The sequence below is a fragment of the Achromobacter sp. Marseille-Q4954 genome (assembly GCF_943737025.1).
Lineage (GTDB): Bacteria > Pseudomonadota > Gammaproteobacteria > Burkholderiales > Burkholderiaceae_B > Achromobacter > Achromobacter bronchisepticus_A.
Genome location: NZ_CALSFQ010000001.1, coordinates 2,570,173 through 2,591,386, shown reverse-complemented (window position 1 = coordinate 2,591,386; position 21,214 = coordinate 2,570,173). Strand labels below are relative to the sequence as shown.

Below are 21,214 nucleotides of genomic sequence, written 5' to 3'. Positions count from 1 at the left end.
AGGTACAATATTTTGCATGATGAATCTGACTTCGCCCGCAAGTGTCCGCCAGGACTGTCGCCTCATAGGCCAGACCCTGCTCAAACTGGCGCTTCCCCGACTCATACTGCGTGCGATCGTCATCGCCGTCGCTGTGGTCATCTGGTATCTGGCCGCCAACTGGATACTGAATTTCGGCCGCACCGTGAACTACGAGTTCCTGCACTCCCTGGGGCAACCGACCATGGACATGGTGCAGAAGGTCAACCCCTACATCTGGTGGGTGGTGGCCGGCATCTGGACCCTGATCGTGTTCTTCACGATGCGCGCCTGGCTGTCCGCCAGCCTGGCTTCCGGCAGCGCCACGCCGGTCGAAACCAGCGTGCTGGCCGACCTGGCGCCCAACCTGTCCGACGAGACCCTGGGCGTGCTGCGCTGGACCTGGGGCGATCGCCAGGAGCCCTTCACGGTGGGCGATCTGCGCCGCTCCCTGTCTGAAATTCGCCACAATCGCGCCGGCAAGATCGCCATGGTCGCGGAACAGGCCCGCATTCTGGAGTCGTCCGACCGCCAGCCGCGCGATCCGCGCGACGAAGTCCGCCGCGAAGCGCGCAGCGAACGCTACGTGGAGCCGCGTATCGGCCCGGCCCGCTAAGCCCGTCCTTCCTTCCCTCCAATGCCATAGCAGGCCGCCGACAGGCGGCCTGTTTTTGTTTCGGCCGTACGCTTGGCCAGCCACATAGCGCGCCCATCAGCCCCATCCAACGCATTTTGCTGAATATTCTTCAGCAAAATGCGTTGTCATGCGCCCGTATTCCACCCCATCACAAAAGAGTATTCAGTTGCACTTCTGGCGAAAATATGTTCGACTAGCAACTTATGGCCGCTAACCGCACCCCCTTCGCGATTGCCACCGGACGCTACGACGCTCCGGTTGCCGGCCTGCGCGCTCGTTTCTCCTCCTACGCGCTATCGCTATACCTACCGATCGGTTGCCGGGCCTAGTGTCCCCGTGGTAGCTCGGCAACCACGTTTGCCACACGCGATTTCCCCCTTTTATCTCTGAATCCTGCCGGTCAATCACGGCAACTCCTGGCACAAGACCGCAATCCGGTCGCGTAGCCGCCTAGGGAAGCATTCCCGGGATTCAAAAGAAACCGATCGAGGTGTAGTAATGATGCTTGCCAACCCCGCCACCAAATACGTCCCCTTCGCGCCCTTTACCCGCGACTTTTCCGAACGCACCTGGCCCAGCCGCCGCATCACCAAGGCGCCGATCTGGATGAGCACCGACCTGCGTGACGGCAACCAGGCCCTGATCGAGCCGATGAGCGTCGAGCGCAAGCTCCGCTTCTTCGAACAGCTGGTGAAGATCGGCTTCAAGGAAATCGAAGTAGGCTTCCCGTCCGCTTCGCAAACCGACTTCGATTTCGTGCGCAAGCTCATCGACGAGAAGCGCATTCCCGACGACGTCACCATCATCGTGCTGACCCAGTCGCGCGAAGACCTGATCAGCCGCACGGTGGAATCCGCTGCTGGCGCCAAGCAAGCCATCGTCCACCTGTACAACGCCTGCGCCCCGGCGTTCCGCAAGGTCGTGTTCAACATGAGCAAGGACGAGATCAAGAACATCGCCACCACCGGCACGCGCCTGGTGAAGCAGTACATGGCGCAGCACCCGGAAACGCAATGGCGTTACCAGTACTCGCCCGAAGTCTTCAGCACGACCGAACCCGAGTTCGCATTGGAAGTCTCCAACGCCGTGGCCGACGTATGGCAGCCCACGCCCGAGTGCAAGATGGTGCTGAACCTGCCCGCCACCATCGAGGCCACCAGCCCCAATCTGTACGCCGACCAGATCGAATGGATGCACAAGAACCTGGCGCGCCGCGACAGCATCGTGCTCAGCGTGCACCCGCACAATGACCGCGGCACCGCCGTGGCCGCCGCCGAATTCGCCGTGATGGCCGGCGCCGACCGCATCGAAGGCTGCCTCTTCGGCAGCGGCGAGCGCACCGGCAACGTCGACCTCGTCACGCTCGCATTGAACCTTTACACGCAGGGCGTGCATCCGGGCCTGGACTTCTCGGACATCGACGAAGTGCGCCGCTGCGCCGAGTACTGCAACCAGTTGCCGGTCCACCCGCGCCACCCGTACGCGGGCGACCTGGTCTTCACCGCGTTCTCCGGCTCGCACCAGGACGCCATCAAGAAGGGCTTTGCCCAGCAGCAGGCCGACGCCGTCTGGGAAGTGCCTTACTTGCCGATCGACCCGGCCGACCTCGGCCGCAGCTACGACGCCGTCATCCGCGTGAACAGCCAATCGGGCAAGGGCGGCGTGTCCTACCTGCTCGAACAGGAACACGGCCTGGTGTTGCCGCGCCGCCTGCAGATCGAATTCAGCCGCGCCATCCAGCGCGTCACCGACGAGACCGGCCGCGAAGTCACGGCCGACGACGTGCACACGATCTTCAACCGCGAGTACCTCGAGCAGAAGTCGCCGTGGAAGCTGGTGCGCCACCGCATCGACGGCAATCCGTCGGCCGGCGAAGGCCAGCATTTCAGCATCGAGGCCGAATTGGAATACAACGGCGAACGCCGCATCGTGACGGGCAAGGGCGACGGCGCCATCTCGGCCTTCGTGGCCGCGCTGGACGTGCCCGTTCGCATCATGGACTACCACGAGCACGCCATCGGCACCGGCACCGACACGCGCGCCGCTTCGTATGTCGAACTGCGCGTCGGCGAATCCAGCACGGGCTTCGGCGTGGGTATCGACCGCGACATCGTGACGGCTTCGTTCCAGGCCGTGCTGAGCGCCGTCAACCGCCACATCAATGCCGGCGCCGTGACCGCAACCGAGCAAGAAACCGCCGAAACCGCGTGATCCGCAATCCGGCGTAAAAAACGCCAGCCTTATCGGGCTGGCTTTTTCTTTGAGCGCGCGCCGCGCTTATCCGCGCGGCCAGATGTCGGCCGCGCCGATATCCGGCGCAGTGGCGGCCAACAGCCGCTGATGAACCCACTGCGCCATCGCCAGCGTGCGATGGTCGCTATAGCGCGCACCGACCAGCTGCAGCCCCACGGGCAAGCCCTGCGGGCCGGTAGCGAAGGGCAGGCTGAGGGTAGGATGGCCGAATACCGTCCACGCGCGCGAGAACTGCGGATCCCCCGTCCCCAGGTCCGCGAACGGCGCCTCGCCACTGGCGCTGGGCGCAAGCAGCACATCGTATTTGTCGAACCACGTGTCCACGCGCGCGCGCGACTCGGCGACGCGCATCAGGTTCTTCTGATGTTCTTCAGCGGTAATGCGCGAGCCCGCTTCCAGGATGGCCTGGATCTTGGGGCTGAGCTGCGCCGCATGCTCCAGGCGCTCGTAGGCCAACGCCTGCGAAGCTTCAAACGCCATGATGTCCGAATGCAGCTGCACCAGCACGCAATGCTCTGGCGGCAGCGGCAATTCTTCGACCACGGCGCCTGCGCGCGACAGAATGGCCGCGGCCTGCGCGTAGGCTTCTTTGGTTTCGGGCAGCGCATGCCGCCATTGCAGGCTGCGGTACATGCCGATACGCGGCTTGCCGTCATAGGCCAGATCGAGCATGCGCGGATCGCGCATCAGCACGGAAGCAAACAGCGCCACGTCCGGCACCGAGCGCGCGAAACCGCCGATGGTGTCCAGGGACTCCGCCAGGCTTTTGACGCCCGCGCGGGAAATGCTGCCAAAGGTGGGTTTGAAGCCCACGATGCCGCAATAGGAAGCGGGGCGGATGATGGAAGCCGCGGTCTGCGTGCCCAAGGCGAAGGGCACCATGTCGTCGGCCACCGCCGCAGCCGAGCCGCTGGACGAGCCGCCCGGCGAGTAGGCTTCGTTGCGAGGATTGCGCGTGGGGCCTGCCAGATAAGTGGCGAATTCCGTCGTCACGGTCTTGCCGACGACGATCGCGCCCGCGCCCCGGCACAGCGCCACCGAGGCCGCGTCCAGGCCCGGAAGGTGGCGTTCGTAGATGGGCGAGCCGTAGCGCGTGGGCAGGTCGACCGTGTCGAACAGGTCCTTCACGCCCATGGGCAGGCCGTGCAGCACGCCACGCAGCGCGCCGCGGTCCAGCTCCTGCGCACGCTCCAACGCAGCCTGCTTTTGCAACGCGGTCCAGGCATGGATGGTGCTTTCGCGTTGTTCAATGCGTGCGAAGCAGGCGCGCACCAATTGCTCTGCGGTCAATTCGCGCCGTTGCAGCTTGCGCGCGGCTTCCAGCGCGCCAAGTCTGTTCAAGGCAGTAGACATGGTCCTTTCCTCTTTACCGGCGCCGCGCTACGCGCGGCGGCTCAACTACGCACCCGGTCCCCTTGACCGAGGATCCGCCATGCCGCGCGGTTTTCTGCCGCGACGTTCAAGTGGACCAATCCCAACCATTGTGCGCCTTGCGTCAATTAGGAAATACCCAAGAAAGTCTGATTTTTCCCTGGAAATTGCGCGCCGCGCCTTGGCTTTGTGTTGTTGCGTCGGCATCAGCATAGCGCAAACCCGTGCAACACAAAGGTCATATTTGTCGAGTAAGATGAAATCGTTTTCACGAATCCCGGCAGCAATCCCGCCATGGCCTCGCGCTCGTCGCCCCGCTTTTCCATCATTGAAGTGGCCCGCAAGGCCGGGGTGTCCCCGGCGACGGTTTCGCGCGCGTTCAACCAGCCCGAGATCGTGCATCCGGACACGCTCGCGCATATCCGCAACGTCGCCAAGCGGGCCGGCTTCCGGCCTAACCGCGTGGGCCGCAGCCTGCGTTCCGGCAGCACGCGCACCATCGGCCTGATACTGCCCACGCTGTCCAACCCAGTCTTCGCCGAATGCTTCGAAGGCGCGGAGCGGCGCGCGCGGGAATCGGGCTACAGCGTCATGCTGACCGCCACCGGCTACGATCCCGCGGTGGAATCCGCCGCGGTCCAGGGCCTGATGGACCATCAGGTCGACGGCCTGATCCTGACGGTCGCCGACGCCGCCAAGAGCGCCACGCTGGACGACCTGGACCATGCCGGCATTCCTTACGTGCTCGTCTACAACGAATCTGGCGCCCATCCCTTCGCATCGGTCGACAATCGCGCCGCCGCCAGCGACATGGTGGCGCATCTGGCCGCGCTGGGCCATCGGCGCATTGCGCTGGTCACGGGCCCCTTGACCGCATCGGACCGCGCCCGCCGCCGGCTGACGGGCGCGCGCGCCTGCGCCAAACGCCTGGGCCTGGACGCCATCCAGCACATCTCCATGAGCTCGCACACGGGCAGCGACCTCGACGCCCTGAAAGCGGCGCTGCGCGGCAAGCAGGCGCCCACCGCCTTGTTCTGTTCCAACGATCTGCTGGCCACCGCCGTGATCGCGGACCTGGTGGGCCTGGGCCTGTCGGTGCCCGCCGACATCTCGGTATGCGGCTTCGACGGCATGCGCTTTGGCGCCTTGCTGACGCCGCCCCTGACCACCGTGGCCCAGCCCAGCGACGGCATCGGCGAAACGGCCTGCTCGAACCTGCTGGCGCAGATCCAGGGCCAAGCGCCGCATTCGGACCGCCTGCCGCATTGCATCGTCGTCGGCGGCACCGCCGCGCCAGTGCGCCGCTGAGGCCTCTCTCTACAACAACCATTCTTCTGCATACGCGTCATGCTCATCGCACAAATCACCGACCTGCACATGCGCACTCCGGGCGACAAGGCCTACGGCATCATCGATCCGGCGGCGTTCCTGGCGCCCGCGGTGCGCGCGCTCAATGCCCTGACCCCGCGCCCCGATTGCGTGCTGATCACGGGCGACCTGACCGACCTGGGCCGCCCGCACGAATATCAAGTGCTGCGCGAACACCTGCAGGCGTTGGAAATTCCGTACTTCCTGCTGCCCGGCAACCACGACGACCGCGCCCAGCTGCGCGCGGCCTTCCCGGACCACGCCTATCTGCAAGGCGAGAGCCCCTTCATCCAGTACGCCATCGAGACCTATCCGCTGCGCATGCTGGCGCTGGACACGGTGGTACCCATGAAGAGCCATGGCGAACTCTGCCAGGACCGCCTGGACTGGCTGGCCACGCGCCTGGCTGAACAGCCCGAGCGGCCCACGCTGGTCCTGATGCACCATCCGCCTTTCCTGACGGGCATCGAGCACATGGACGCCATCGGCCTGCTGGCTGGCGCCCCCGAGCTCGAACGCATCGTGGCGCGCTTTCCCAATGTGGAGCGCGTGCTTTGCGGCCACCTGCACCGCACGATCTTCCAGCGTTTCGGCGGCACCATCGCGTCCACCTGTCCGGGCACCGCGCACCAGCTCGCAATGGAGCTGGGGCCGCAGCCAACGCTGCAATACATCATGGAACCGCCGGGCTACCAGCTGCACTGGTGGCAAGGGAAGAACCTGGTCACGCATCACGCAGTCATTGGGGAATACCCCGGCCCATACCCCTTCGGCTGAGGCCGACGCTAGACTACGAAAGTTTGTCCTGCCATACATCCGTCATGTTTGCGCTGCACAATGAAAAGGTTTTCATAACAGGCAACAATGCGGATCTAACTATTAGATCTTCGAGACAGCATGTCATCCATCGTCCTGGATAACCTCACCAAACAGTACGGCAACGCTGCCGCCATCCATGGCGTGAGCTTCACGGTTCCCGCCGGCAGTTTCACGGTCCTGCTGGGGCCGTCCGGCTGCGGCAAGTCCACCACGCTGCGCATGATTGCCGGGCTGGACACGCCCACCTCCGGCACCATCCACATCGGCGACCGCGACGTCACCCAGCTGCCGCCCGCCAAGCGCCGCATCTCGATGGTGTTCCAGTCGTATGCCCTGTTTCCGCACCTGTCCGTGCGCGAGAACATCCTGTTCGGCCTCAAGGTGCGCAAGGAGCCCGCGCGCGACTATGACCGCCGCCTGCAACGCGTGGCGGGCCTGCTGGGCCTGAACCATCTGCTGGACCGCAAGCCCTCGCAATTGTCGGGTGGCCAGCAACAGCGCGTGGCGCTGGGCCGCGCCGTGATTTCCGAAGCGCCGGTGTGCCTGATGGACGAACCGCTGTCCAACCTGGACGCGCAGCTGCGCCATGAAATGCGCCGCGAGATCCGCGCCTTACAGCAGGACCTGGGCATCACCATGGTTTACGTGACGCACGACCAGACCGAGGCCATGAGCATGGCCGACCAGGTGGTGCTGCTGCGCGGCGGCAAGATTGAACAGCACGACACGCCCGACGGCCTGTACGCGCGTCCCGCCACCGAATTCGCGGCGCGCTTCATCGGCACGCCGCCCATGAACCTGATCGGCCTGACCTCCGCGCAGGGCGCCACCGTCATCGCCGGCACGCAGAGCCGCGCCATCGCCGGCGCCCCCGCGGGCGCCGTGAAGCTGGGCGTGCGTCCCGAACACATCCGCATCGACGCCGACGGCGTTCCCGCCACCGTGGAAAGCGTGGAGTACTTCGGCGCGGATTCCATCGTGGTCTGCCGCGTGGGCGACACCAGCGGCGTGGCCGTGCGCGTGGGCGGCCATCTGCGCGCTGGCGCAGGCGAAACACTGGGCCTGTCCTGGGAGGACGGCCAGCAGCACTTCTTTGCCGCCGATTCGGCGGTCATCAACTCCGCTGGCCGCTAGGGCCCGTACACAGGAAAGGAAAACAACATGCGTCGCATCGTACTGAAAACCCTGGCCGCCAGCCTGGCCGCCGCCTGCCTGTCGCTGCCTGCGCAAGCGCAGAACAAGCCCGTCGAGGTGGAGTTCTATTACCCCGTCGCGGTCGGCGGCCCCATCACCAAGATCGTCGACGACATGGTGGCGGATTTCCAGAAAGAAAATCCCGACATCAAGATCAAGCCGATCTACGCGGGCTCCTACCAGGACTCCATCGCCAAGGCGCTGACCGCGCTCAAGGGCGGCACCCCGCCGCAGCTGGCGGTGTTGCTGTCCACCGACATGTTCACGCTGATCGACGAAGACGCCATTGTGCCGATCGACAGCCTGGCCAAGAGCGACGCCGACAAGAAGTGGCTGGGCGGCTTCTATGACGCCTTCATGCAGAACAGCCGCACCGGCGGCCATACCTGGGGCGTGCCGTTCCAGCGTTCGACCATCGTCATGTACTACAACAAGGACCTGTTCAAGGCCGCGGGGCTGGATCCCGAGCGCGCGCCGGCGACCTGGGCCGAACTGGTCGAGTACGGCAAGAAGCTGACCAAGCAGGACGCCTCCGGCAACACCACGCAGTGGGGCATCGAGATCCCCTCGGGCGGCGCGTTCGCCTACTGGCTGTTCCAGGCGCTGACCACGCCCAATGGCGCGATCCTGATGAACGAGGCCGGCAACGAAGTCTATCTGGACAAGCCTGCGGTGGTGGAAGCCGCGCAGTTCTGGCACGACCTGTCGGCCAAGCACAAGATCATGCCGACCGGCACCATCGACTGGGGCACCACGCCCAAGGACTTCCTGGAAAAGAAGGCCGCCATGGTCTGGACCACGACGGGCAACCTGACCAACATCCGCAAGAACGCCGACTTCCCGTTCGGCGTGGCCATGATGCCGCAGCAAAAGCGCGGCGGCAGCCCGACCGGCGGCGGCAACTTCTACATCTTCAAGAGCGGCACGCCGGCGCAGCAGCAGGCCGCGCTGAAGTTCGCGCAATGGGTCACCACGCCCGAGCGCGCCGCCGACTGGAGCATCGCCACGGGCTACGTGGCCGTGACCCCGGCCGCCTGGCAGACCGAAAAGATGAAGAAGTACGCGCAGGAAGTGCCGGCCGCTGCGGTCGCGCGCGACCAGCTGGAAGTCAGCGTGGCCGAGTTCTCCACGCATGAGAACCAGCGTGTCACCAAGACCCTGAACGACGCCCTGCAAGCCGCCCTGACGGGCTCCAAGACGCCGCAGCAGGCCCTGACCGACGCGCAACGCGAGGCCGACCGCATACTGCGTCCCTACAAGTAAACCGACAAGCACGATGAGCCGCTCTTTAAACGCGCTGTACGGCTGGCTGCTATTGCTGCCAGCCCTCGTGCTGCTCGCCGCCTTCACGCACTACCCGGCGGTGGCGACGCTATGGCACAGCTTTTTCTCCACCCCCAAGGGCGCGCGCCCCGCGCGCTTCGTGGGGCTGGACAACTACGCCGTCATGCGCGACGACCCGGTGTTCTGGCAGTCGCTGTGGAACAACCTGTGGTTTGCGCTGGGGACCATTCCCACGTCCATCGGCATCGCGCTGGTCATGGCGCTGTGGGTCAACCGCAACCTGAGCGGGCGCGGCTTCCTGCGCATGGCCTACTTCACGCCGACGGTGCTGCCCATGGTGGCGGTGGCCAACATCTGGCTGTTCTTCTACACGCCGCAGTACGGCCTGATCGCCCAGGTGATGCAGCTGTTCGGCGCTACGGGCCCCAACTGGCTGGGCAACCGCGAGACCGCGCTGCCCGCGCTGATGCTGGTGACGGTCTGGAAGGAAGCCGGCTTCTTCATGATCTTCTACCTGGCCGCCCTGCAGACGGTATCGCCGTCGCTGCGCGAGGCCGCGATGCTGGAAGGCGCGTCGCGCTGGCAGTACTTCCGCCGCATCCTGTGGCCGCTGCTCATGCCCACCACGCTCTTCGTGCTGATCAATGCCCTGATCAACGCGTTCCGGCTGGTGGACCACGTAGTGGTCATGACGCGCGGCGGGCCGGATAACGCCAGCACGCTGTTGCTGTACTACATCTACCAGGTGGGTTTCAGTTTCTGGGACACGGCTTACGCCGCCACGCTGACCGTCGTGTTGCTGGTGGTGCTGGCGCTGACCGCGCTGGTCAAGTTCCGCTGGCTGGACCGCAGGACGCACTATCAATGAAAGACAAGCTCGATACCTTGGGCGCCTGGGCGCTCGGCCTGCTGTGGATCCTGCCCCTGGCCTATGCCATGTGGGCGGCGTTCCACCCGCCCGCCTACGCGACCCGCTTCGACCTGTTCGCGCCGCTGACGCTGGACAACTTCGTGCGCGCCTGGCACGCGGCGCCGTTCCCGCGTTATTTCCTCAACACCTTCCTGCTGGTCACCATGGTGCTGGCGGCGCAACTGGTGCTGTCGACCCTGGCCGGCTACGCCTTCGCGCGCTTCGAGTTCCGCGGCCGCGATTTCGTCTTCATGCTGGTGCTGCTGCAGCTGATGATCATGCCGGACGTGCTGCTGGTGGAGAACTACCGCTCCATGAGCCAGCTGGGCATCCGCGACACGGTGTTCGCCATCGGCCTGCCTTACTTTGCATCCGCCTTCGGCATCTTCCTCTTGCGCCAGACCTTCAAGACGGTGCCGCGGGAACTGGAAGAAGCCGCGCGCATGGAAGGCGCCAACGCGCTTCAGGTGCTGTGGAAGGTGTATGTGCCGCTGGCCAAGCCGATCTACGTGGCCTACGGGCTGGTGTCGGTCAGCCACCACTGGAACAACTTCCTGTGGCCGCTGATCATCACCAACTCGGTCGAATCCCGGCCGCTGACGGTGGGCCTGCAGGTGTTCTCGTCAACCGACCAGGGCATCGACTGGTCGGTCATCACGGCCGCCACGCTGATGTCGGCGGCGCCGCTCCTGATCGCCTTCCTGCTGTTCCAGCGGCAATTCGTGCAATCGTTCATGCGGGCTGGCATCCGCTAGACCCGCCTGCGGGACCGGCCCAAATGAAAACTGCCCCTATGGGGCAGTTTTTTCTTGGGGATGAGGCCGGATCGCTCAGTAACCTACCGTCAGCCCCGGCAAGTCCACGGTGATGCGCGGACGCTCCAGCGCCAGCGCCAGGTGCTCCGCGAACTCGCGCGCCTCTTTTTCGTCGGAGGACAGGGTGTCGTAGCCCAGCGCATCGGCCACGCCCAGCACCTTGTCCAGCAGCAGGACCTTGCCGCTGGGACGCAGCGGTTCGCAGCCCAGCGTTTCCCAAGCGCTGTCGAACCAGTCGCGCGCATCGCTCTGGCGCTGCGGCGAGGGCTCGACGCTGGCCGAGAGGTCAAGCGAACGGCGGGAATCGAAAACGATGGTGATGTCGCTGCGCATGTCAGGGTTCCTTGGGGTGGCGTCAGGCGAGTAGGGTAGGCAAAAAACGCCGGGCAGATTGTCCGCCCGGCGACATTGGGCTCGCCGGCTTACCAGCCGCGCGACACCTCCCAGGTGACTTCGGCGTTTGCCGCCAAGGACTGGCGCATCATGTCGAGCAGGGGGAAGGCGCGCTCCTTCAGGCCCACCATGCGGGCCATGGGCGAGGCCGGGGCCTTGTCCTCGTCCTCTTCCTCGGAGCCGTCATGGGCGCTCTGGTATTCCTCGATCGCGCGTTCGATGCCGCTGATGGCCGGCCCCAGCTGCTCGACGGTGAAAACGCCGCGCTCCGGGATCTTGTCCTTGAAGGACTTGCCCGCCGCCAGCAGCAGCGCGCCGGCATGGTCGGTCAGCATCAGAACCTCGGCCACGACCTTGGAATGAAAGGTGATCAGCATATTCCAGTCTCCCACATTGATTACTTACATACACTACCGCAACACCAGGGGACTGCCAACTGGCCTGGGGAAGCAGGTCCGACGACCGGCGCCATGTGTCCCCCCGGACCCTTCCTTGCGGCGTTCCCGCCCAGGGCGCAGGCCGGTTCCATGGCCAAATCAAGCTATGATTCAGGAGATTCCCGTGACAGCGGGACCTGACGCGGCCATGAAGCCGGCACGCGCGGTCCGCCCGGCTACGCCGCCCCTGTCCGCTCCGCCCGACAGGCCCGGCCTGTGCGGGCGCGTCCGTCACTAACTCAGAACTTCTCCAGACGCCCATGCTCCTCGAGCAACAAAAACAGCTTATCTCCCTGATCCAGGCCGCCGTCGCGCAAAGCCTGCCCGACGCCGTGGCAAATGTGCTGCTGGAGCGCCCCAAGGTCGCCGCCCACGGCGACGTCGCCACCAACGTGGCCATGCAGCTGGCCAAGCCGGCCCGCCGCAACCCGCGCGAACTGGCCCAGGCCATCGTCGACGCCCTGATGGCCCAGCCCGGCGCCGCCAGCCTGATCGAGTCCGCTGAAATCGCCGGCCCCGGCTTCATCAACCTGCGCATCACCGCCGCCGCGCGCCAGGCCGTCATCGCCGCCGTGGCCGAGCAAGGCGCCGCCTTCGGCCGTGCGCCGCGCAACGGCGAGAAGATCCTGGTCGAATTCGTGTCGGCCAACCCCACCGGCCCGCTGCACGTGGGCCATGCCCGCCAGGCCGCGCTGGGCGATGCCATCTGCCGCCTGTACGACGCCATCGGCTGGGACGTCACCCGCGAGTTCTATTACAACGACGCCGGCAACCAGATCCAGAACCTGGCCATCAGCGTGCAGGCGCGCGCCCGCGGCCTGACGACCGATTCCCCCGAGTGGCCCGCCGACGGCTACAAGGGCGACTACATCGCCGACATCGCGCGCGACTTCCAGGCCGGCGCGACCGTTCACTCCGATGGCGTGGACGTCACCGCCACGGGCAACGTCGACAACCTGGACGACATCCGCGTCTTCGCCGTGGCCTACCTGCGCCGCGAACAGGACCTGGACCTGCAGGCCTTCGGCCTGGCGTTCGACAACTACTACCTGGAAAGCTCGCTCTACACCTCCGGCCGGGTCGAAGCGACCGTCAAGGCGCTGATCGCCGGCGGCCACACCTACGAGGAAGGCGGCGCGCTGTGGCTGCGCACCACCGAACTGGGCACGGGCGACGACAAAGACCGCGTCATGCGGAAGAGCGAAGGCGGCTACACCTACTTCGTGCCGGACGTGGCCTACCACAAGGCCAAATGGGAGCGGGGCTTCCATCGCGCCGTGAACATCCAGGGCAGCGACCACCACGGCACCGTGGCGCGCGTGCGCGCCGGCCTGCAGGCGCTGGAAGAGGGCATTCCCAAGGAATACCCGGCCTACGTGCTGCACAAGATGGTCAAGGTCATGCGCGGCGGCGAAGAGGTCAAGATCTCCAAGCGCGCCGGCAGCTACGTGACCATGCGCGACCTGATCGACTGGGTGGGCCGCGACGCGGTGCGCTACTTCCTGATCCAGCGCCGCGCCGACACGGAATTCGTGTTCGACGTGGACCTGGCGCTGTCCAAGAGCGACGAGAACCCGGTCTATTACATCCAGTACGCGCACGCCCGCATCTGCTCGGTCATCAACAACGCCGCCATGCCGGCCGCCGACGTGGCCCAGGCCGACGCGGCGCTGCTGACCGCCCCGACCGAATTCGCGCTGATGCAGCGCCTGGCCGAATTCCCCAACGTGGTGGCGCTGGCGGCGCAGGAACTGTCGCCGCACCATATCGCCTTCTGGCTGCGCGATTGCGCCTCGGATTTCCACGCCTGGTACAACGCCGAGCGCGTGCTGGTCGACGACACGGCCCTGAAGCTGGCCCGCCTGCGCCTGGCCTCGACCACGCGCCAGGTGCTGGCCAACGGGCTGGAGCTGATGGGCGTATCGGCGCCCGAGCGGATGTAACATCGGTTCATGGCAACCAAGCGCAAAACCACCCGCCGTTCCTCCGGCGAAAGCGGCAGCACCCTGTACGGCGCGCTGGCCGGCTTGCTCATCGGCCTGATCGTGGCCGCCGTCGTCGCCTTCTACGTCACCAAGGCGCCAGTGCCCTTCGTCGACCGGGCCAGCCGCCAGGGCGACAACGGCAAGCTGCCGGACCCGCGCCAGGCGCCAGACCCCAACGCCGGCCTGTACGGCCGCGACGGCGGCGCCGGCACTCCGTCCACCGGCCCGACCGCCACGGCGCCCGCGCCGCTGCCTGGGGCCGGTACAGGCCAGGCCACCGGACCCGCCGCCTCCAAGGGCGACGATACCCCCGCCAAGCTGGACGACCTGGGCGCGCTGATTGCCACCCTGCCTACGTCCAAGGCGCCCGCCGTGGCTTCGGCCGCGCCGTCCGCCGCCCCCAGCCAGGCGCCCACACCTATCTCCAAGGCCGCCCCCGCCGCCGCGCCCGCGCCGGCTCCCAAGCCGGCCGCCACCGCGTCCGCGGCCAACGGCACGTATTACCTGCAGGCTGGCGCCTTCCGGGGCGAGAACGACGCGGAATCCCTCAAGGCCCGCATCATCCTGCTGGGTCTGCCGGTGGCGGTGCAAAAGGCCGAAGTGAACGGCAAGCCCATCAATCGGGTCAGGGTGGGCCCGTTTGCCCGCCTGGACGACATGAACCGGGCACGCGGCCGCCTGGGCGAGAACAAGATCGAAACCGCGGTGGTGCGCCAGTAATGTGGGCCGCCGCGCGCGCAAGCATTGAACTTATCCGGCCCCGGGCCTGTCTGTAACTTTTTACTCAGGAACCTCTCATCCATGCTGTCCCCCAAGATAATCCGCATCCTGGCCGCGGCCGCGCTGACCGCCACGGCATTCTTCAGCCCGGCTAGCCACGCGCAAGGCACGCAGCAGTCCATCGCCATCAACCCGCCGCTGCCGTCGGACACCCCGGGCAAGATCGAGGTCCTGGAATTCTTCGCCTATACCTGCCCGCACTGCGCCGCCATGGAACCCATGGTTGAGGACTGGGCCAAGACCGCGCCGCCGGACGTGGTGCTCAAGCAGGTTCCGATCGCGTTCAACGCCGGCATGAAGCCGCTGCAGCAGCTCTACTACACGCTGCTGGCGCTGGACCGCCCGGACCTGCACCCCAAGGTCTTTGCCGCCATCCACGGCGAGCACAAGCGCCTGTTCGACAAGAAGGCGATGGGCGAATGGATCGCCACGCAGGGCGTGGACCGCGAGAAGTTCGACTCGGTCTTCGACTCGTTCAGCGTGCAGACGCAGGTGCAGCGCGCCACCCAGTTGGCCGACGCCTACCGCATCGACGGCACCCCGTCGTTCGCCGTCGGCGGCAAGTTCATGACCTCGCCTGTCATGGCGGGCAACAGCTACGAAGGCGCGCTGAAGGAAGTGACCCGCCTGATCCCGCTGGCGCGCAACTGATACGTTCCAGCCGGAATCCACAACGCCCCGAGCCTGCCGGCCGGGGCGTTTTTCTTTGCAGTTCCCGCCTGGGCCCGCGCTACACTTTCCGCACAACAAATCGCCGCAACAGCGGCACACAATGGGTGGAAGACAAATGAAGCAGCGATTCCCGCGCAAACGCGCAATGCTGGGCCTGTGCCTGGCGCTGGCCGCCGGCCTGGCGCAAGCCAACGAAACCGACGGCGTGAAGATCGGCGTACTCACGGACATGGCGGGCGTCACCGCCGACGCCACCGGCCGCGGCTCGGTCGAAGCCGCCCGCCTGGCCATCGAGGAAATGGGCGGCACCCTGCTGGGCAAGCCGATTTCGCTGGTCTCGGGCGACCACCAGCACCGGCCCGACATCGGCAGCGGCATGGCGCGCAAGTGGTACGACACCGACGGCGTGGACGTGATCGTGGACGTGCCCAACTCGTCGGTCGCGCTGGCGGTGCAGGGCATCGCGCGCGACAAGAAAAAGCTGGTGCTGTTCTCCAGTCCTGGCACCACCGCGCTGACCCAGGCGCAGTGCTCGCCCTACGGCGTGCAATGGACCTACACCACGTATGCGCTGTCGCGCGGCACGGCGACCGCGGTGGTCAACGAGGGCAACAAACGCTGGTTCATCCTGGCGTCCGACTATGCTTTCGGCAAGCAGCTGGCGGCGGACACCGAGGCCGTGGTCAAGGCCAACGGCGGCGAGGTGGTCGGCACCGTCTACCACCCGCTGAACGCCTCGGATTTCGCGTCTTTCCTGCTGCAGGCGCAGGCATCCAAGGCGCAGATCATCGCCATCGCCAACGCCGGCGGCGACACCATTTCGGCCATCAAGCAGGCCGCGGAATTCGGCATCGGCGGCGCGCAACAGCTGGCGGCCATGCTGCTGCTGATCACCGACGTGCACAGCCTGGGCCTGCAAGCCGCGCAGAAAACCTATCTGACCGTGCCGTCCTACTGGGACATGAACGACGGCACGCGCGCTTTCGCCAAGAAGTTCGAGGCCCGCGTGGGGCGTCCCCCCACCTTCCTGCAAGCCGGCGTCTACGGCTCGGTGCGCCATTACCTGCAGGCCGTGAAGGCGGCAGGCACGGTGGACGCCGACGCCGTCATGGCCAAGATGAAATCGCTGCCCATCGACGACCCGTTCAGCCTCAACGCGCGCATCCGCGAAGACGGCCTGGTGGTGCGCGACATGATGCTGGCGCAGGTCAAGACGCCGGCGCAGTCGAAGGCGCCCTGGGACTACTACAACATCGTGCGCAACATCCCCGGCGCGGCGCTGGCCTGGCCCTTGTCGGAAAGCCAATGCCCGCTGGTCAAGCCATGACGCACGCGGTTCCCCAGGCAGTGGCCCTGGCCGACTTCGGCAGCTTCTACGCGGGCGGGCGGCAGGTGCGCATCGACGGCCTGCCTCGGCGCGATATCGCGTTCACGCAAAGCGCTTCGCTGGCGTATGACCCCAACGGGCTGTATCACTTCGAGCAGGCCTACGTGCAGTACTTCATCCCGGCGCGGCTGGCGCATCCGCTGCCCATCGTGCTGCTGCATGGCGGCGGCATGACGGGCGCGATGTGGGAGCAGACGCCGGATGGCAGGCCGGGCTGGATGCAGCATTTCCTGCGGCAGGGACATGCGGTGTACGTCGTGGACAACGTCGAGCGCGGCCGCGCGGGCTGGGCGCCGTTCACGCAGGTCTGGCCCGAGCCGCCCATCATCCGCAATGCCGAGGAAAGCTGGACGCTGTTCCGCTTCGGCCGCGCCGAGGACTATCCGGCACGGCGTGCGTTCGACGGGCAGCGCTTTCCGGTCGCCGCGTTCGACGACTTCATCCGCCATGCAGTGCCGCGCTGGCTGGGCAATAACGATGCGGCATTGCAGGGGTTCTGCGCGGTGCTCGACCGCGTCGGACCGTGCCTGGTGATGGCGCACAGCCACGGCGGCGAAGTCGCCTACCGCGCGCTGCACGCGCGGCCGGACCTGGTGCGCGGGGTCATCGGCATCGAGCCCTCGGGCTACTCGTCCGAGGTGACGGCCCAAGCCGTGGCGGACAAGCCCTTTCTGTTCGTCTATGGCGACTACCTGGACGCGACGCCGCTATGGGAAAAGCTGTGCGCCACCGGCCAGGCCTATGCCGATGAGCTGACGCGCCAAGGCGCCCGCGTGCAAACCTGGCGCCTGGCCGACATGGGCATTGCCGGCAATTCGCACATGCCCATGATGGACGACAACAGCGACGACATCGCCGCGCGCATCGGCGCGTGGATACGCGGCGCGGCCGCCTGAGGCCGCCGCGCCTTGCGCCGCTCAGCCCTGGACGGCGGCGGCCTTTTCCAGCGCCTGGGTCAGGTCGGCAATGATGTCGTCCGGCGACTCCAGGCCGATGTGCAGGCGCACCAGGGCGTTGTCGCCTTCGCCCCAATAGCGGTGCTTGGCCAGGTCCTTGCTCGACACCAGCTGCACCAGGCTTTCATAGCCGCCCCAGGAAAAGCCGATGCCAAAGAGCGTCAGTGAATCCACGAACACGCGCGCGGCCGCCGGCGACAGGCGCAGCTCGACGGAAAGCATGCCATTGGAGCCGGTGCAATCGCGCTGCCACAGGGCGTGGCCGGGATCCTGCGGCCAGGCCGGGTGGAACAGGCGCACGGTCTCGGGACGGCTCTTGAAGAATTCGCATACCTGCAAGGCATGGCGCGCGTGCTGGGCCATGCGGATGGGCATGGTGCGTACGCCGCGCAAAGCCAGCCAGGCGTCGTCCGCGCTGATCGAATAGCCCATGGCGTACTGCGTGCGGTTGAGCTTGCGGGCAATCTGTTCGTCATTGGTGACGACGGCGCCCAGCATCAGGTCGGAGTGCCCGCCCACGTACTTGGTGCCAGCGATGACGGATACCTGCGCGCCCAACGTCAGGGGACGGTAGATGTAGCCCGAACCCCAGGTATTGTCGGTGGCCAGCACCAGCCCGTGGCTCTGCGCGAAAGCGGCCATGGCGCCCATGTCCAGCATCTCGAACAGCAGCGATCCCGGAGATTCGACGTACAGCAGCTTGGTGTTGGGACGCACCAGCGCTTCGAGGTCCTCGCCGGCCGCGAAGTAGGTGATTTCGATGTTCATGCGCTTGAGCACCGCGTCGTCGAGTTCGCGCATCGGACCATAGACGCAGTCCGAGATCAGGGCGTGGTCGCCGGCTGAGCACAGGGCCATCATGACCATGGTCATCGCCGACAGGCCCGAGGACGCCAGGTAGCAATGCGTGCCGCCTTCGAGCTGGGTGAAGACTTCTTCCAGCGCCGCATGCGTGTCCATGCCCATGCGCCCGTAGGTGGAGGCGCGGCCGCCTGCCGCCTTGCTGCGCTGGGCCTTTTCGAGCGCTGCGAGGTTCTCGAAGCGCACCGTGCTGGCCCGCATCGGCGGCAGGGGTACCGGCGCGGTGCCGGTTTCCGGGTTGAACGGGGCGGTGCCTGCGTGCTGCAGAAGCGTATCGATGTGTTTGGTGGGCATCTTCAGTGGACTGCTTGCGTATGGACAGGGACGGAATAAAAGCGATCAGGAAGAACCATATCAGGCCAGGCGCGGCCTGTCCCTATTCGCCGATCCAGGTAACGGTTTCGGATTGCGGTGCGCGGCTGGTGCGATAGCTGTTGGCGGGGTGCGCCGTGTCGGCATAACCGAAGGAAATGCCGCAGACCACGCGGCGATCCGCGGCGATGCCGAGTTCATCGCGCAGCACTTCCGGATACATGGCCAAGGATGCCTGGGCGACGGTCGCCACGCCGTTGGCCTGGGCCGCCAGCAGGAAATTGGCCACATAGCCGCCGCAATCCATCGCGCCGTATTCGCCCAGCGCCTCGTCGGTGGTGACGATGGCCACGTGCGGCGCATCGAACAACTGGAAATTGCGCATTTCCTGGCGGCGGTATGCCTCGCGGTCGCCACGAGCCACGCCGACCGCGCCATACAGCTGGAAGCCTGATTCGCGCCGGCGGGCCAGGTACTCGCCCTGGTATTCGCGCGGAAACGGAAAATCCGGCGTGAAGCCAGACTGTTCCGCGCGGCGTTGCAGCGCGTCGCGCAGGCGTTCCGTACCCGCGCCTTCGGTGATCGTCACCTGCCAGGGCTGGCAGTTGCACCAGGACGCGGCGCGCTGCGCCAGATCCAGGATGCGTTCGATGGTGCCGCGCGCGACGGGCTGGGGCAGAAAGGCGCGGCAGCTGTGGCGCGCATGCAGCCACGCTTCGAGTGCGGCATCGGGGCGCGCGTCTGCGTCCTGCAAGGGTTGCGGGGAATGCGGCATGGCGGTGAAGGGCATGGCGGTCGTCTCTCCTGATCGGGTCGCACACGCCCGCCAGGGACGCATGCGGCATGCATGATGAGCACGTCTTTCCCTTTATGATGCCACTTCCGGCTCTTCCAGAGCCGGCCGAACCGTTCCAGGCGACCCCCATGCTGCCCATCGACACCCTGATCGCATTCTTCGGCATTGCCGTCCTGCTGGCCCTGACCCCGGGGCCCGACAACCTGTTCGTGCTGATGCAATCCGCCATCTGGGGCCGCAAGGCCGGCATGTTCGTGGTGCTGGGGCTGTGCACGGGACTGCTGGGACATACGGCCGCCGTGGCCGTCGGGCTGGCGGCCGTGTTCGCGGCCTCGCCCATGGCCTTCACCGTGCTCAAGCTGGCGGGCGCCGCGTACCTGGCGTATCTGGCGTGGCAGATCCTGCGCGCGCCGGTCGAAGCCGAGGACGGCAAGCGCCCCGAACCCATGAAGCCCGGCGCGCTCTATCGCCGCGGCATCGTGATGAACCTGACCAATCCCAAGGTGTTGCTGTTCTTCTTCGCCTTCCTGCCGCAGTTCACCTCGCCGGCGCTGGGCCGGGTGGGCCTGCAGACCATGCAGCTGGGCGCGGTGTTCATGGTGTCGACGCTGCTGGTGTTCGGCGCCATCGCCTTCTTCTCGGGCGCGTTCGGGGAATTGCTGCAGCGTTCGGTGACGGCCAAGCGCTGGCTGAACCGGGTCGCCGCGCTGGTGTTCGTCGGGCTGGCCGTGCGGCTGGCGACGGCCTCGCGTTGAACGGGCGGGGCAGGCCCTCGCAAATGCGCCCGCTCTGAGAGAGCCACGCGCATTCTTCATGAGCATATGTGGAATTTGACGTTTGCGGACCTGGGCCGGCGGTTCAAGATTGCCGCATCGCCCCAGGAAAGGCATAGGCACGGACACCGATAGCCCCCCTTGCGGCGCAAGGAGCGTGGCCATGAATCTAAGCAAACACTTGCGCAGGAAAGCCCCCACCCAAGCGCTGGCCACGGTTGCCAGGCGGGCCGGATGGGCTGCCGTTGCGCTGGCATGCCTGTCCTTGCCTGCGCACGCCCAGACCGACTATCCGTCCAAGCCCTTGCGCCTGGTCGTGCCTTACCAGGCTGGCGGACAGGTCGACGTCATTGCACGATCGGTAGCCGAAGGCCTGGGCAAGCGGCTCGGCCAGCCCGTGCTCGTGGAGAACAAGCCTGGCGCAGGCGGCATCATCGCCACCAATCACGTCGCCAAATCGGCCCCGGACGGTTACACCCTGCTATTGACCCTTGCCACGCCGATCACCGCCAACCTCGTGCTCTACAAGAAGCTCCCCTACGATCCGCGCACCGAGTTGCGGCCGATCTCCGATATCTCCAAGAGTTCGGGCGTGATCGTGGTCCACGGTTCGTTGCCCGTAAGGAACATGGAGGAGCTGATCGCGCACGCAAGAAAAGAACCTGGCGCGCTTCGAATGGGTTCGTGGGGACCGGGCTCCCCGCCGCACGTCATTCAGCGCTACATGAACAAGACTTATGGCATCGACATCCTGAACGTTCCCTATAAGGGTGAACTGCCGATCGTGACGGCATTGCTTGCCGGCCAGATCGACGTGGCCCTGGCTTCCGCGTACACCCTCAGGCAGCACCTCGCCGCCGGCAAGATACGCGCCCTCGCGGTGCTCGGCGGAAAACGGATCAGCAGCCTGCCAGACGTACCGAGCATGGCCGAGGCAGGCTACGACGATGAGGCGTATCGGACCGTGACGCCGACGACGCTGCTTGCCCCTGCCCAAACGCCCGCCGACATCGTCGAACGCCTGGGTCGCGAGATCAGCGCCACGGTGCAGAGCCCTGAGGTCCGCGAGCGGCTGCTCGCGATGGATCTGGAGCCGATCGGAAACCTGCCCCACGAAGCCGAGGCCGAGTACCAGACCTATCTTCCGATCGTTCTAAAGCTGACCACCGACGCAGGTGTGACGCTGGACTGAG

20 protein-coding genes are annotated in these 21,214 nt (G+C 66.2%); 15 read left to right on the top strand and 5 right to left on the bottom strand.

What is annotated here, in order from left to right; all coding sequences use genetic code 11:
- Nucleotides 1-16 precede the first annotated feature (16 nt).
- The gene (locus NGK62_RS12210) at nt 17-634 is read left to right on the top strand and encodes a hypothetical protein (protein WP_118934763.1); all 618 of its coding nucleotides are present in this window, start codon (nt 17-19) and stop codon (nt 632-634) included.
- A 519-nt stretch (nt 635-1,153) separates the two neighbouring features.
- Nucleotides 1,154-2,866 (top strand): 2-isopropylmalate synthase, encoded by a 1,713-nt coding sequence (leuA, locus tag NGK62_RS12205; protein WP_054455581.1) that lies wholly within the window; start codon nt 1,154-1,156, stop codon nt 2,864-2,866.
- A 66-nt stretch (nt 2,867-2,932) separates the two neighbouring features.
- On the opposite strand, the gene NGK62_RS12200 is transcribed toward leuA, so the two are convergent.
- Complete coding sequence (locus NGK62_RS12200; RefSeq protein WP_118934766.1) at nt 2,933-4,261, bottom strand: amidase; 1,329 nt, start codon at nt 4,259-4,261, stop codon at nt 2,933-2,935.
- Between the two features lie 312 nt (nt 4,262-4,573).
- Here NGK62_RS12200 and NGK62_RS12195 point away from each other — a divergent pair, with 312 nt between their 5' ends.
- The 6 genes from NGK62_RS12195 (at nt 4,574) to NGK62_RS12170 (ending at nt 10,609) form a co-directional block, all read left to right on the top strand.
- A complete protein-coding gene (locus NGK62_RS12195) occupies nt 4,574-5,587 on the top strand; it encodes a LacI family DNA-binding transcriptional regulator (protein WP_059376693.1) in 1,014 nt (337 codons plus the stop codon).
- A gap of 39 nt (nt 5,588-5,626) precedes the next feature.
- Nucleotides 5,627-6,424, top strand: coding sequence for a phosphodiesterase (locus NGK62_RS12190; protein ID WP_251878488.1), 798 nt, complete (start codon nt 5,627-5,629; stop codon nt 6,422-6,424).
- Nucleotides 6,425-6,544: 120 nt separating this feature from the next.
- Nucleotides 6,545-7,600 (top strand): ABC transporter ATP-binding protein, encoded by a 1,056-nt coding sequence (locus tag NGK62_RS12185; protein ID WP_059376689.1) that lies wholly within the window; start codon nt 6,545-6,547, stop codon nt 7,598-7,600.
- 27 nt (nt 7,601-7,627) lie between these two features.
- Nucleotides 7,628-8,923 carry an ABC transporter substrate-binding protein gene (locus NGK62_RS12180; RefSeq protein ID WP_059376680.1) on the top strand — a complete coding sequence of 432 codons (1,296 nt, stop codon included), beginning with the start codon at nt 7,628-7,630 and terminating at the stop codon, nt 8,921-8,923.
- 13 nt (nt 8,924-8,936) lie between these two features.
- Nucleotides 8,937-9,812 (top strand): carbohydrate ABC transporter permease, encoded by an 876-nt coding sequence (locus NGK62_RS12175; RefSeq protein WP_059376674.1) that lies wholly within the window; start codon nt 8,937-8,939, stop codon nt 9,810-9,812.
- Nucleotides 9,809-10,609, top strand: a complete 801-nt coding sequence (locus tag NGK62_RS12170) for a carbohydrate ABC transporter permease (RefSeq protein ID WP_042795754.1) — start codon at nt 9,809-9,811, stop codon at nt 10,607-10,609. Before NGK62_RS12175 ends, NGK62_RS12170 begins: the two co-directional genes overlap by 4 nt.
- A gap of 75 nt (nt 10,610-10,684) precedes the next feature.
- On the opposite strand, the gene NGK62_RS12165 is transcribed toward NGK62_RS12170, so the two are convergent.
- Together NGK62_RS12165 and NGK62_RS12160 are read right to left on the bottom strand one after the other, a co-directional pair.
- On the bottom strand, nt 10,685-11,002 hold the full coding sequence (locus NGK62_RS12165; protein WP_059376671.1) for a hypothetical protein: 318 nt from the start codon (nt 11,000-11,002) through the stop codon (nt 10,685-10,687).
- 89 nt (nt 11,003-11,091) lie between these two features.
- Nucleotides 11,092-11,439 carry a DUF1840 domain-containing protein gene (locus NGK62_RS12160; protein ID WP_059376669.1) on the bottom strand — a complete coding sequence of 116 codons (348 nt, stop codon included), beginning with the start codon at nt 11,437-11,439 and terminating at the stop codon, nt 11,092-11,094.
- A 320-nt stretch (nt 11,440-11,759) separates the two neighbouring features.
- Between NGK62_RS12160 and argS the strand changes: the two genes are divergently transcribed.
- From argS to NGK62_RS12135, 5 genes are all read left to right on the top strand, one after another.
- Nucleotides 11,760-13,442 carry an arginine--tRNA ligase gene (argS, locus tag NGK62_RS12155; protein ID WP_175181657.1) on the top strand — a complete coding sequence of 561 codons (1,683 nt, stop codon included), beginning with the start codon at nt 11,760-11,762 and terminating at the stop codon, nt 13,440-13,442.
- A 9-nt stretch (nt 13,443-13,451) separates the two neighbouring features.
- Nucleotides 13,452-14,204: an SPOR domain-containing protein gene (locus NGK62_RS12150; RefSeq protein ID WP_251878486.1), complete on the top strand. Its 753-nt coding sequence runs from the start codon at nt 13,452-13,454 to the stop codon at nt 14,202-14,204.
- Between the two features lie 81 nt (nt 14,205-14,285).
- Nucleotides 14,286-14,915, top strand: a complete 630-nt coding sequence (locus NGK62_RS12145) for a thiol:disulfide interchange protein DsbA/DsbL (RefSeq protein WP_054455603.1) — start codon at nt 14,286-14,288, stop codon at nt 14,913-14,915.
- A 136-nt stretch (nt 14,916-15,051) separates the two neighbouring features.
- On the top strand, nt 15,052-16,263 hold the full coding sequence (locus tag NGK62_RS12140; protein WP_119449842.1) for an ABC transporter substrate-binding protein: 1,212 nt from the start codon (nt 15,052-15,054) through the stop codon (nt 16,261-16,263).
- Entirely contained in the window at nt 16,242-17,219 is a 978-nt protein-coding gene (locus NGK62_RS12135; protein WP_251878483.1) for an alpha/beta hydrolase, read from the top strand. Before NGK62_RS12140 ends, NGK62_RS12135 begins: the two co-directional genes overlap by 22 nt.
- Nucleotides 17,220-17,240: 21 nt before the next feature.
- Here the strand turns inward: NGK62_RS12135 and metC are convergent, their stop codons facing one another.
- Entirely contained in the window at nt 17,241-18,434 is a 1,194-nt protein-coding gene (metC, locus tag NGK62_RS12130) for a cystathionine beta-lyase (RefSeq protein ID WP_059376655.1), read from the bottom strand.
- Between the two features lie 82 nt (nt 18,435-18,516).
- Nucleotides 18,517-19,242 carry a nitroreductase gene (locus tag NGK62_RS12125; RefSeq protein WP_251878481.1) on the bottom strand — a complete coding sequence of 242 codons (726 nt, stop codon included), beginning with the start codon at nt 19,240-19,242 and terminating at the stop codon, nt 18,517-18,519.
- Between the two features lie 134 nt (nt 19,243-19,376).
- Between NGK62_RS12125 and NGK62_RS12120 the strand changes: the two genes are divergently transcribed.
- Both NGK62_RS12120 and NGK62_RS12115 read left to right on the top strand, forming a co-directional pair.
- Nucleotides 19,377-20,003, top strand: a complete 627-nt coding sequence (locus NGK62_RS12120) for a LysE family translocator (protein WP_251878478.1) — start codon at nt 19,377-19,379, stop codon at nt 20,001-20,003.
- 181 nt (nt 20,004-20,184) lie between these two features.
- Entirely contained in the window at nt 20,185-21,213 is a 1,029-nt protein-coding gene (locus tag NGK62_RS12115; RefSeq protein WP_251878476.1) for a Bug family tripartite tricarboxylate transporter substrate binding protein, read from the top strand.
- Nucleotide 21,214 lies beyond the last annotated feature (1 nt).

What these genes read in the sequence shown, in the direction of transcription:
- NGK62_RS12210 (WP_118934763.1), top strand. Translation starts at nt 17, where the DNA reads ATGATGAATCTGACTTCGCCCGCAAGTGTCCGCCAGGACTGTCGCCTC.
- leuA (WP_054455581.1), top strand. Translation starts at nt 1,154, where the DNA reads ATGATGCTTGCCAACCCCGCCACCAAATACGTCCCCTTCGCGCCCTTT.
- NGK62_RS12200 (WP_118934766.1), bottom strand. Translation starts at nt 4,261, where the DNA reads ATGTCTACTGCCTTGAACAGACTTGGCGCGCTGGAAGCCGCGCGCAAG.
- NGK62_RS12195 (WP_059376693.1), top strand. Translation starts at nt 4,574, where the DNA reads ATGGCCTCGCGCTCGTCGCCCCGCTTTTCCATCATTGAAGTGGCCCGC.
- NGK62_RS12190 (WP_251878488.1), top strand. Translation starts at nt 5,627, where the DNA reads ATGCTCATCGCACAAATCACCGACCTGCACATGCGCACTCCGGGCGAC.
- NGK62_RS12185 (WP_059376689.1), top strand. Translation starts at nt 6,545, where the DNA reads ATGTCATCCATCGTCCTGGATAACCTCACCAAACAGTACGGCAACGCT.
- NGK62_RS12180 (WP_059376680.1), top strand. Translation starts at nt 7,628, where the DNA reads ATGCGTCGCATCGTACTGAAAACCCTGGCCGCCAGCCTGGCCGCCGCC.
- NGK62_RS12175 (WP_059376674.1), top strand. Translation starts at nt 8,937, where the DNA reads ATGAGCCGCTCTTTAAACGCGCTGTACGGCTGGCTGCTATTGCTGCCA.
- NGK62_RS12170 (WP_042795754.1), top strand. Translation starts at nt 9,809, where the DNA reads ATGAAAGACAAGCTCGATACCTTGGGCGCCTGGGCGCTCGGCCTGCTG.
- NGK62_RS12165 (WP_059376671.1), bottom strand. Translation starts at nt 11,002, where the DNA reads ATGCGCAGCGACATCACCATCGTTTTCGATTCCCGCCGTTCGCTTGAC.
- NGK62_RS12160 (WP_059376669.1), bottom strand. Translation starts at nt 11,439, where the DNA reads ATGCTGATCACCTTTCATTCCAAGGTCGTGGCCGAGGTTCTGATGCTG.
- argS (WP_175181657.1), top strand. Translation starts at nt 11,760, where the DNA reads ATGCTCCTCGAGCAACAAAAACAGCTTATCTCCCTGATCCAGGCCGCC.
- NGK62_RS12150 (WP_251878486.1), top strand. Translation starts at nt 13,452, where the DNA reads ATGGCAACCAAGCGCAAAACCACCCGCCGTTCCTCCGGCGAAAGCGGC.
- NGK62_RS12145 (WP_054455603.1), top strand. Translation starts at nt 14,286, where the DNA reads ATGCTGTCCCCCAAGATAATCCGCATCCTGGCCGCGGCCGCGCTGACC.
- NGK62_RS12140 (WP_119449842.1), top strand. Translation starts at nt 15,052, where the DNA reads ATGAAGCAGCGATTCCCGCGCAAACGCGCAATGCTGGGCCTGTGCCTG.
- NGK62_RS12135 (WP_251878483.1), top strand. Translation starts at nt 16,242, where the DNA reads ATGCCCGCTGGTCAAGCCATGACGCACGCGGTTCCCCAGGCAGTGGCC.
- metC (WP_059376655.1), bottom strand. Translation starts at nt 18,434, where the DNA reads ATGCCCACCAAACACATCGATACGCTTCTGCAGCACGCAGGCACCGCC.
- NGK62_RS12125 (WP_251878481.1), bottom strand. Translation starts at nt 19,242, where the DNA reads ATGCCCTTCACCGCCATGCCGCATTCCCCGCAACCCTTGCAGGACGCA.
- NGK62_RS12120 (WP_251878478.1), top strand. Translation starts at nt 19,377, where the DNA reads ATGCTGCCCATCGACACCCTGATCGCATTCTTCGGCATTGCCGTCCTG.
- NGK62_RS12115 (WP_251878476.1), top strand. Translation starts at nt 20,185, where the DNA reads ATGAATCTAAGCAAACACTTGCGCAGGAAAGCCCCCACCCAAGCGCTG.